Origin of the sequence: Bacillus sp. FF-1, from assembly GCF_028548245.1 — a bacterium.
Taxonomy (GTDB): domain Bacteria; phylum Bacillota; class Bacilli; order Bacillales; family Bacillaceae_G; genus Bacillus_A; species Bacillus_A paranthracis.
On sequence record NZ_JAQQGG010000006.1, the window covers coordinates 318,578 to 328,046 of the forward strand.

8 protein-coding genes, 20 tRNA genes, 1 rRNA gene and 2 riboswitches are annotated in these 9,469 nt (G+C 37.9%); of the genes, 2 read left to right on the forward strand and 27 right to left on the reverse strand.

Translation table 11 applies throughout. The features are described 5' to 3' along the window. Nucleotides 1-10: 10 nt before the first annotated feature. From PQF83_RS20800 to tenA, 4 genes are read right to left on the reverse strand one after another with little or no spacing between them, the layout of a single operon-like run. On the reverse strand, nt 11-1,012 hold the full coding sequence (locus tag PQF83_RS20800) for an ABC transporter substrate-binding protein (protein WP_000667763.1): 1,002 nt from the start codon (nt 1,010-1,012) through the stop codon (nt 11-13). After that, a complete protein-coding gene (locus PQF83_RS20805; RefSeq protein ID WP_025991705.1) occupies nt 1,009-1,761 on the reverse strand; it encodes an ABC transporter permease in 753 nt (250 codons plus the stop codon). Before PQF83_RS20805 ends, PQF83_RS20800 begins: the two co-directional genes overlap by 4 nt. Next, the gene (locus PQF83_RS20810) at nt 1,761-2,510 is read right to left on the reverse strand and encodes an ABC transporter ATP-binding protein (RefSeq protein WP_001256808.1); all 750 of its coding nucleotides are present in this window, start codon (nt 2,508-2,510) and stop codon (nt 1,761-1,763) included. The genes PQF83_RS20805 and PQF83_RS20810 overlap by 1 nt, the downstream gene beginning before the upstream one ends. Further along, nucleotides 2,479-3,174, reverse strand: a complete 696-nt coding sequence (gene tenA / locus PQF83_RS20815) for a thiaminase II (RefSeq protein ID WP_000666826.1) — start codon at nt 3,172-3,174, stop codon at nt 2,479-2,481. Before tenA ends, PQF83_RS20810 begins: the two co-directional genes overlap by 32 nt. Before the next feature lie 82 nt (nt 3,175-3,256). Further along, nucleotides 3,257-3,359, reverse strand: a riboswitch (TPP riboswitch). 60 nt (nt 3,360-3,419) lie between these two features. Next, a riboswitch (TPP riboswitch) is annotated at nt 3,420-3,532 on the reverse strand. A gap of 269 nt (nt 3,533-3,801) precedes the next feature. Between tenA and PQF83_RS20820 the strand changes: the two genes are divergently transcribed. Then, nucleotides 3,802-4,962 carry an SH3 domain-containing protein gene (locus PQF83_RS20820; RefSeq protein ID WP_001056065.1) on the forward strand — a complete coding sequence of 387 codons (1,161 nt, stop codon included), beginning with the start codon at nt 3,802-3,804 and terminating at the stop codon, nt 4,960-4,962. A 5-nt stretch (nt 4,963-4,967) separates the two neighbouring features. Further along, nucleotides 4,968-5,306 carry a hypothetical protein gene (locus PQF83_RS20825; RefSeq protein ID WP_001137811.1) on the forward strand — a complete coding sequence of 113 codons (339 nt, stop codon included), beginning with the start codon at nt 4,968-4,970 and terminating at the stop codon, nt 5,304-5,306. Between the two features lie 224 nt (nt 5,307-5,530). On the opposite strand, the gene PQF83_RS20830 is transcribed toward PQF83_RS20825, so the two are convergent. The 23 genes from PQF83_RS20830 to rrf form a co-directional block, all read right to left on the reverse strand. After that, a complete protein-coding gene (locus PQF83_RS20830) occupies nt 5,531-6,682 on the reverse strand; it encodes a DUF3965 domain-containing protein (protein ID WP_000648924.1) in 1,152 nt (383 codons plus the stop codon). A gap of 294 nt (nt 6,683-6,976) precedes the next feature. Further along, on the reverse strand, nt 6,977-7,396 hold the full coding sequence (locus tag PQF83_RS20835) for a CBS domain-containing protein (protein ID WP_000199014.1): 420 nt from the start codon (nt 7,394-7,396) through the stop codon (nt 6,977-6,979). Nucleotides 7,397-7,526: 130 nt separating this feature from the next. Continuing rightward, a tRNA-Glu gene (locus PQF83_RS20840) sits at nt 7,527-7,598 on the reverse strand. A 1-nt stretch (nt 7,599) separates the two neighbouring features. Continuing rightward, nucleotides 7,600-7,674: transfer RNA gene (locus PQF83_RS20845), tRNA-Asn, on the reverse strand. 8 nt (nt 7,675-7,682) lie between these two features. After that, a tRNA-Ile gene (locus PQF83_RS20850) sits at nt 7,683-7,759 on the reverse strand. A 10-nt stretch (nt 7,760-7,769) separates the two neighbouring features. Continuing rightward, nucleotides 7,770-7,840: transfer RNA gene (locus PQF83_RS20855), tRNA-Trp, on the reverse strand. 6 nt (nt 7,841-7,846) lie between these two features. Next, nucleotides 7,847-7,919, reverse strand: a tRNA-Thr gene (locus tag PQF83_RS20860). A 9-nt stretch (nt 7,920-7,928) separates the two neighbouring features. Then, nucleotides 7,929-8,004 (reverse strand) — tRNA-Phe (locus PQF83_RS20865). 9 nt (nt 8,005-8,013) lie between these two features. Beyond that, nucleotides 8,014-8,089: transfer RNA gene (locus tag PQF83_RS20870), tRNA-Asp, on the reverse strand. Between the two features lie 3 nt (nt 8,090-8,092). Next, nucleotides 8,093-8,169 (reverse strand) — tRNA-Met (locus PQF83_RS20875). A 27-nt stretch (nt 8,170-8,196) separates the two neighbouring features. Continuing rightward, nucleotides 8,197-8,289 (reverse strand) — tRNA-Ser (locus PQF83_RS20880). Nucleotides 8,290-8,340: 51 nt separating this feature from the next. Further along, nucleotides 8,341-8,433: transfer RNA gene (locus PQF83_RS20885), tRNA-Ser, on the reverse strand. A gap of 20 nt (nt 8,434-8,453) precedes the next feature. Next, nucleotides 8,454-8,526 (reverse strand) — tRNA-Ala (locus tag PQF83_RS20890). Nucleotides 8,527-8,541: 15 nt separating this feature from the next. Further along, nucleotides 8,542-8,615, reverse strand: a tRNA-Pro gene (locus PQF83_RS20895). 10 nt (nt 8,616-8,625) lie between these two features. Next, a tRNA-Arg gene (locus PQF83_RS20900) sits at nt 8,626-8,699 on the reverse strand. Between the two features lie 3 nt (nt 8,700-8,702). Next, nucleotides 8,703-8,791 (reverse strand) — tRNA-Leu (locus tag PQF83_RS20905). Between the two features lie 16 nt (nt 8,792-8,807). Further along, nucleotides 8,808-8,882: transfer RNA gene (locus tag PQF83_RS20910), tRNA-Gly, on the reverse strand. A gap of 29 nt (nt 8,883-8,911) precedes the next feature. Continuing rightward, nucleotides 8,912-8,992, reverse strand: a tRNA-Leu gene (locus PQF83_RS20915). Between the two features lie 14 nt (nt 8,993-9,006). Next, nucleotides 9,007-9,082 (reverse strand) — tRNA-Lys (locus tag PQF83_RS20920). A gap of 4 nt (nt 9,083-9,086) precedes the next feature. Further along, a tRNA-Gln gene (locus tag PQF83_RS20925) sits at nt 9,087-9,161 on the reverse strand. 11 nt (nt 9,162-9,172) lie between these two features. Then, nucleotides 9,173-9,256: transfer RNA gene (locus PQF83_RS20930), tRNA-Tyr, on the reverse strand. Between the two features lie 8 nt (nt 9,257-9,264). After that, nucleotides 9,265-9,340 (reverse strand) — tRNA-Val (locus PQF83_RS20935). 5 nt (nt 9,341-9,345) lie between these two features. Next, nucleotides 9,346-9,461: ribosomal RNA gene (rrf, locus tag PQF83_RS20940) — 5S ribosomal RNA — on the reverse strand. Between the last annotated feature and the right edge of the window lie 8 nt (nt 9,462-9,469).

The window sequence follows — 9,469 nt, forward strand, 5'->3', positions numbered from 1 at the left end:
ATTCATTCGCCTACTTTAAAATGTTTTCGAATAACTCATCGGCCGGAACGATTTCTTTCGTCATTCCTTTATCTTTCAACCATTTATTTTGTTTCTCCCATGACTCTTTTGAATCTGATAAAAATGGCTCATCTTTCGTTTCCATCTTCTCTAATAAAATTTTCATACTTTCCTTTTCAACTTCTGGCACAAGTGGGAAGTTTTCTTTTTCTTGATGATTTAATAAAATATTCAATGCTTCATCTGGGTTTTTCTTCATAAAATCATAGCCTTTTTTCGTACCACGCAAGAAAGCTTGCAAAGCTTCTTTATCTTTTTTCAATGTTTTATCACCTGTTACAAATACGAGCTCATGATAATTCGGTACACCATAATCTGCTGGATTAAAGTATGCTGGTTCATGACCTTCATGACGCATAACAGGTACTTCGTGGTTAATATATGCTCCTGTTACCGCATCCACTTTTTTCGTAATTAATGCTGGTACTAAATCAAAACCAACATCGACTACTTTCACTGTATCTGGATTACCACCAGCTTCTTTTACCATCGTTTTTAAATACATCTCACTTAAAGGTGTTCCAGAATACCCAACTGTTTTACCCTCTAAATCTTTTGGCGATTGAATGCCTGCAGACTTCAGCGATACAACATGATTTAATGGTGAACGTACGACAGCTCCAATTGATTTCACTGGAATTTGTTCATTTGCTTTTGCCATGACAACATCTGGCTGATAATATAAGCCAACTGTTACTTTTCCTGCAGCTGCTAACGTTAATGGGTCAGTCGGATTAGAAGGGAATTTAATATTTACCTTTACTCCTTCTTCTTTAAAGTAACCTTTTTCAATTGCCGCATAAATAAAGCTATGTACCGCATTTGGGTACCAATCAAGCATGACCGTTATTTCTTTTTCTTTTTTACTCTTATCCGATGCTGAATTACTAGAACATCCAGCAACTATTGCAATTAATAATGTAAACACAAAGATGCGTTTAAAAAATTTCATGAATGCTTCCTCCAACTAATGAATTTCTTTTCTAATACCGAAATAAGTATGACGAAGAAAATAGCTAATAATGATAACAATACAATGGGTGCAAATACACCTGCCCCGTCTAATTGCGTCATCATTCTCTTACTGAAATATCCTAGCCCCGCTTGTGCACCTAGCCATTCACCAATTGCCGCCCCAATTACACTAAGCGGTACTGCAATTTTTAAAGCTGAGAAAAAATAAGGAAGAGCAGACGGCAATTTTAATTTAAAAAAAACATCTTTTTTCGTTGCCCCATACGTAACTAAAAGCTCTTCCCATTCTTTTTTCGTACTGCGCAGTCCATCATACGTATTAACCGCAATTGGGAAAAACGTAATTAAAACCGTAACAACAACCTTACTCCAGATCGTATATCCAAACCATAAAACGAAAAGCGGAGCAAGCGCTGTAATAGGAATCGTTTGTGAGGCAACTAATAATGGATAAAATGCTCTCTCCATCCAATCACTCGCATTCATTAACATCGCTAGCCCTACCCCAAGTACGATAGAAATAGCCACCCCTATTAAAACGACATATAATGTTGCTGGCAAATGAACCGTAAATAATATGTCTTTTAGTTTCCATATCTTCATTACAATTGCAGACGGTGACGGTAAAATGTACATTTCATCTACAATTCTTGCGCCTACTTCCCAAAGAGCAAGTAAAATACTAGAAAGTGTAAGAGCAGGTAATAGCTCCTTCAACCGGTTCATCATACGAGTACCTGCCTTTGCAACATACTAAGAAGCTCATCTTTCAGCGCTAATACTTCCGGTTTATATAAATCTTTTCTTGTCCGATTATGATCAAGCGGTACAATCCTCTCGGTTAAAGTAGTTATCGGTTGCTGCTCTACCACTAAAATTCGATTAGAAAGAAACAATGCTTCTTCCACATCATGAGTGATAAATAAAATTGTTTTTTTCCACTCTTTCCATTGTTCAAACAACCATTCCTGCAAAGATGCCTTCGTTAAAGCATCCAACGCGCTAAACGGTTCATCTAAGAGCAATATCTCTCCGCCTGTTAATAAAGTTCGAATGAAAGATACGCGTTGCCTCATACCACCAGATAAATCTTTTGGATATTTTGTCTCATATCCTTGTAAACCAAATTTGTGTAACAGTTCCTTTGCCTTTATTTGTGCTTCTTTCTTCTGTACACCTTGGCACTCTAGCGGCAGGGCCGCATTCTCAATAATCGTTCTCCATGGCAGGAGCATATCTTTTTGGGGCATATACCCTACAGGATGGCTCTTTGTTTCTGTTAGTTCTATCTGTCCCGTACTCGCTTCTTCTAAACCTGTAATAAGGCGAAATAAAGTACTTTTCCCGCATCCACTCGGTCCGATAATGCTTACAAACTCTTTATCTTGTATAGAAGCATTTAATTCATTAATGATTGGCTTCTCATCATAATGAAAAGAAACATTATGAAACTGTAGTATGTTCTTGCTCCTCAAATCCCCACATCTCCTTACGATAGGACATATCCCAGAATAAATATTCAAATCGACTGGAATATAGGAAAATCTCCTCTAATCGGTCTAGCTCTTTTTCAGACTTTCCAACTGCCATTTCATTTAATAAATCGATTAACCAAATACAGAGGTTGCCGTACTCTTCAGAACTATATCCTTGAATCCACTCACCAAAAAATTCATGGTCCCTTGCTCCAGGAATATCATTTAAACGCTTTCCAATTTCCCAGTAGCTCCACATACACGGAAGAAGTGCTGCTATTAATTCTGCAAGTGTGCCATTTTGAGATACAGACATCATGTAATTTGTATAAGCTAAATTTTTAGCAGATGGCTTTGCAGACTCTATCTCCTCTATAGAAATTCCAAGTCTTTTTGCATACTGTTTATGAATTGTCATTTCTCCATTTAATATCCCATCAATTTGTTCAGCAAATTTCCCCATAACTTGTGGATTTGTTGCCTTTACAACACCGATCGCATATAACTTTGCATAATCTAACAAGTATAAATAATCTTGAATAATATAATACTGAAACTTATCTTTTTCTAACGTACCATCCCCCATACCTACAACAAATGGATGATTATGACTCATCTCCCAAACTGGTTGTACAGTTTCTAATAATCTATCGCAAAATTTCATTTCTCTATCCCCTTTCAATTTATATATCTAAATAAAAAACCACTTCTAAATAAGAAGTGGTTACAGCAAATAAAATTATAATTTATTCGTTGCTCCACTTCCCTTCGCTAGTATTATCTAGATCAGGTCTGTAAGGGTTAAGGATTATTCCTCTCTCAGCACAACAAGCACCCCTAGTGGTTTCAATATGAAATTTTCAAATAAAAAAGCCCCGTTTCTATACGCAAAGAAACGGGGACTCATTATTAGTGTCCGAATTGCTTCCCTACGCTAGCATAATCTAGATCAGGTAATAAAAAGGATCAAAGACTTAAGGTCTTACTCTCAGCTGGCAACACCAGCTCTCCTAGCAAACTATAAAATTATCACTGTCAGTATAACACCGTAATAAGACATCATCAACTGTTTTAATTTTCCCAATTGTCAACAAAATAACAAAACCATATAATACTTATATTCTATCTTAGAAATTATTATCCTAATGAATTGGATAAAAAGGAATCATTATCCTCGAAAAATTTATTTTTATATTGATTTCATATTACATTTATGTGAATACACCCACTATATTATATCTTTATACTATAATAAAATTACAACTATACAACTAGAGGAGGTCTCTATTATATGAATATGAAAGCTACTGCTTTAACAGCAACTACTGTCGCAATTGCTTCTTTACTTCCTTCTATGGGAGAAACAAATGTACAAACAGCCAACGCTGAACAATTATCTAATGTGAAAACTGGATATGTCAAAGTCGATCAAGTAGCCTTACATACAAAAGATAACACAAATAGCTCAGCAATTGATACAATTCGCTTTAATACGAAAGTGAATATACTTGAAACAACTAATGACTGGTATAAAGTATCTGTTGATAATAAAGTAGGTTATGTACAAAAAGATTCTATTCTACTAAAAAACAAACTTCAATCTAATAATCAATATATCGTCAATGCCAATGCATTAAACGTTCGTTCTGAACCTGATTTAGAATCTTCAATTTTAGATGTATTACCAAATGGAAAATTCGTTACCATTCAAGAAGAACAAGGCGAGTGGTATAAAATTTTACATAATGGCAAAACAGGTTACGTACAAAAAGCATTCGTATCTAATGGTTCACAGCCTTTAGTAAAAGGCATCACAGTTCAAAATAATACGAAATACACAGTTGCAACACCTAAGCTTAATGTACGTAGCAACGCTAGTACAAGTAGCGCACTACTTGGTTCATTGCAAAATGGTACACAATTACAAGTAGTGGAAACTGTAGGAACTTGGTATAAAATTCGTTTTGGCACAGGATACGGATATGTGGCAAAGCATTATGTGGTGCAAAATCAAACGCAATCACAAGCTCAAACGACTCAACCTACTTCCATTCCAGCAGTTTTCAAATTCCCTACTCAAGGAAGAATTAGCTCAACCTTTGATATACGTTGGGAACAAATGCATTATGGTATAGATATTGCAGCTCAGGGTAATGTCTCTATCCAGGCTGCTGCGGCAGGTAAAGTCGTGAAATCATATTATTCAGCTAGCTATGGCAATGTTGTGTTCATCGCCCATCAAATAAACGGGAAATTATATACAACAGTCTATGCTCACATGAAAGATCGCACTGTACAAGCTGGTGATCAAGTACAAGCTGGACAATTAGTAGGTCATATGGGAAACACAGGTCATTCATACGGGCAACATCTTCATTTTGAATTACACAATGGAGAATGGAATTTTGAAAAAACAAATGCAGTAAACCCACTGCCATATTTAGTTAGGTAAATTGTATGCCACGCAATATCAATATACCTCTCTTAATTGAATACTTAGCCTTTTTAGGCTTAATCTGTTGCTTAGTAATTTATAATACAAATACTGTATTTTTATCTATTATCATTGCTTTTGTTGCTTTAGAAATTATGATGGAAGCTTTTCAAGTTCAACTAAAACAAAAAATTGCCCATATTTATAATGCCATTTTTCTATTAAGTGCTTTAATAACAAATATTATTAGTAATGGTTTTTATTTATCTACCGTATTTCCCGTATTTTTTATGGCTGTTTTATTATTCATAGCTAGATACATTCATGTCCCTAATAACAAAAAACACGAACAAGAAGCTTAGAAAGAGGAGACACTGTGTACCAATCTTTCAAAGATAATCCGATAAAATATATATTGAATTTATCCCAAAAAACAAATACTTTTTTTGGGATACAAGGAAGCTATACGGCACAATTTCTCCTTTATGGAATGTTATTTCTCGTCTTAATTACATTCTCCTTGCTTTACTAATAAAAAAAGGGTCTCACAATTGAGATCCTTTTTAATTTATATAGAAAGTGCCCTTTATCCACAAGCATATTTTTCATAAATAAAGCTAAGATTATATTTTTTCTCTAAGCTCATTCTTTGTTCATCATCACACCAATAGAACAGAATATCATGAATCGTTGCATAACGCTTATTTTTAAGAAACAGTTTAAAGAAAGATGGTAAACAGTCATGTAATTGTATAAATATATAATTGCGTAATATTTCTTCTTTATATTTAATGCCCTTACAAATATACAATAATTCTTCACAATAATATGCATGTTGTGGAACTTGGATCATTTCAAAAAATGGCACATATGATAATAACTTTCCAATAAAATGATCATATCGATCCATTATCCCTATCGTCATATGCTCCATCATATCTTTCATTACATATAAATAATCATCTACATGAGTAGTCTTGAGTGGGTCTAATCGATCTGAAATTTGAGAAAGTACAGCCCTTTGGCAAGCTAACACCGCTTGACTAGGTCCATAATATGATAGAAAGTCTGTACACTTACGATACTTTCGTAATAAATCATATGTATATAAGTCATAAACAAAAGTATTACAATACATCGCTAAACTCATCATATCACTATTTAATTGCTCTTTTGATAGTGACTTAGCTCTCTTACACATATAAAAAAATGTAAATTCTAATACTTCTTTATGGGATAATAAATGTTTACAGTCTGTTATACATTTCTCATTAAATTTAACTCTATCCCAAATTTCTACATCTCCATCAGTTAATTCACCAATACGATATTTAATTATTAAATAGTTTAAAGCAACCGCCTGCGTCAGAAGATCCCACGTTTCATATTCCAATGAAGTATGAACAAACTCAGCTAGCCCTTGAGTTACCATAAAAGTATTCGCTTCTTCATACCAACCAATTTCTTGGCATAAGCGAAGAATACGTACTAAAGTTGGAATTTCGTCTTTATGAAATTGCGGTAAATTCTTTGCTTTATTCATTCCATATACGATAAATGCCGCTAAATTTTCTTCTTTATAAAATTCTTTTTCTTTCCACACTAATATAGTTCGTTCTTTCCCTTCACCTTTTGGATGACAAGGTACAAGCAAAGAAAATAATTCAGCGAAATTATTTGGTTCTATATATGTATCTGTAACCAAATTCCAATTTGGATCGCGCTGTACAGCCTTCATATAATTCCCCTTCCCTTTTATCTACATAGGAAATATTAATCCATTATCACATCATTAACAATAAATATTGTTATATTCGAAATCAATCATAATACTTATATCTATCAGTATATCATTTTTTCTCTTATTTATAATTAGGAATGACAAATTTAAATAAACTGTCGAAATTACTAACTGTATACTTATTATATAATGGCTCAGATACATCATGCTAACATATTAGCTTAACCCTATATACTAGAATAATGTATCTGATTTTTATACGTAACGTATTACACTAATTAAAGTCTCACTTCATTCCGTATGCTCTGATATTTCACTTAAAGCAAATCCCGCTTGATCATCTGCCGATTCTTTTATAGCTAAATCTCCTAGTGCTAACATCCCAACGAGTTGACCACTCTCAACTACTGGCAATCGTCTAATTTGATGCTGTGCCATTAACTCTGTAGCCTTTTCAATAGGATCATCTGGAGAAACTGAAACAATGTTTTTTGTCATTACATTTGTAATTTTATTAGATCCAGGATGTTTTTCAGCAATCCCTCGAACAACTAAATCTCGGTCCGTAACAAGACCAACAACTTGTTCATTTTCAACAACCGGGATCAATCCAATCGATTCTTCTTTCATCTTTACAGCAGCTTCATATACATTGTCTAACGGTGTACACTGTACAATATGAGTGCTCATCAAGTCTCTCACTCGTGTCATTTGTATCTCCTCCTTTTTATACATACCATAGCTTTTCCTAAATCCCTTTATTTATTTCAGGAAAATCAGTTGATAAAGGAGAATGAACGCACAATAAAAAAGAGTCAGCATATTGCTGACTCTTTTTTTATGACCCGTACGGGATTCGAACCCGTGTTACCGCCGTGAAAGGGCGGTGTCTTAACCACTTGACCAACGGGCCATGGCTCCGCAGGTAGGACTCGAACCTACGACCGATCGGTTAACAGCCGATAGCTCTACCACTGAGCTACTGCGGAATAATATATGGTGGGCCTAAATGGACTCGAACCATCGACCTCACGCTTATCAGGCGTGCGCTCTAACCAGCTGAGCTATAGGCCCATATACTTTACAGGGGCAGTAGGAATCGAACCCACACTGGAGGTTTTGGAGACCTCAGTTCTACCTTTAAACTATGCCCCTAAAGGATGCCGACTAGAGGACTTGAACCCCCAACCTACTGATTACAAGTCAGTTGCTCTACCAATTGAGCTAAGTCGGCATAAAAAAATGGTGGCTCGGGACGGAATCGAACCGCCGACACGAGGATTTTCAGTCCTCTGCTCTACCGACTGAGCTACCGAGCCAAACATAAATGGCGGTCCCGACCGGGGTCGAACCGGCGATCTCCTGCGTGACAGGCAGGCATGTTAACCACTACACCACGGGACCATTTGGTTGCGGGGACAGGATTTGAACCTGCGACCTTCGGGTTATGAGCCCGACGAGCTACCGTGCTGCTCCACCCCGCGATGATAAAATATTTACTTTATAAAAAATGGAGGAGGTAGAGGGATTCGAACCCCCGCGCGACTCTCGCCGCCTGTCGGTTTTCAAGACCGATCCCTTCAGCCGAACTTGGGTATACCTCCATGAAGGAAAAAATATTTTATTATTTATGTCTAAACCATTTTAAAAGAAAATGGAGGAGGTAGAGGGATTCGAACCCCCGCGCGATTCTCACCGCCTGTCGGTTTTCAAGACCGATCCCTTCAGCCGAACTTGGGTATACCTCCGAGACATATAATAAATAAAGTGGAGCCTAGCGGGATCGAACCGCTGACCTCCTGCGTGCAAGGCAGGCGCTCTCCCAGCTGAGCTAAGGCCCCATGTTTTTGGGAATATCGGGAAGACAGGATTTGAACCTGCGACCCCCTGGTCCCAAACCAGGTGCTCTACCAAGCTGAGCCACTTCCCGTTATTAAAAGCGCGCCCGAGAGGAGTCGAACCCCTAACCTCTTGATCCGTAGTCAAACGCTCTATCCAATTGAGCTACGGGCGCATATGGTGCCGAGGGCGGGGGTCGAACCCGCACGGTGGTCACCCACCGCAGGATTTTAAGTCCTGTGCGTCTGCCTGTTCCGCCACCCCGGCATGTCATATTGAAAATTGGAGCGGAAGACGGGATTCGAACCCGCGACCCCAACCTTGGCAAGGTTGTATTCTACCACTGAACTACTTCCGCAAGACATGTATGAGTTATTTTATTAAAAGTGCGGGTGAAGGGAGTCGAACCCCCACGCCAAAGGCGCTAGATCCTAAGTCTAGTGCGTCTGCCAATTCCGCCACACCCGCATATTTTGTTAAAATGGTGAGCCATGAAGGACTCGAACCTTCGACCCTCTGATTAAAAGTCAGATGCTCTACCAACTGAGCTAATGGCTCTTAATGGCTGGGCTAGCTGGATTCGAACCAGCGCATGACGGAGTCAAAGTCCGTTGCCTTACCGCTTGGCTATAGCCCATTAATTAAGAATGGTGGAGGGGGGCAGATTCGAACTGCCGAACCCGAAGGAGCGGATTTACAGTCCGCCGCGTTTAGCCACTTCGCTACCCCTCCGACATATATGGTGGAGGATGACGGGATCGAACCGCCGACCCCCTGCTTGTAAGGCAGGTGCTCTCCCAGCTGAGCTAATCCTCCATTTTGCCTGGCAACGTCCTACTCTCACAGGGACAAGGTCCCAACTACCATCGGCGCTAGAGAGCTTAACTTCCGTGTTCGGTATGGGAACGGGTGTGACCTCTCTGCCATCATTACCAGACTGTATTC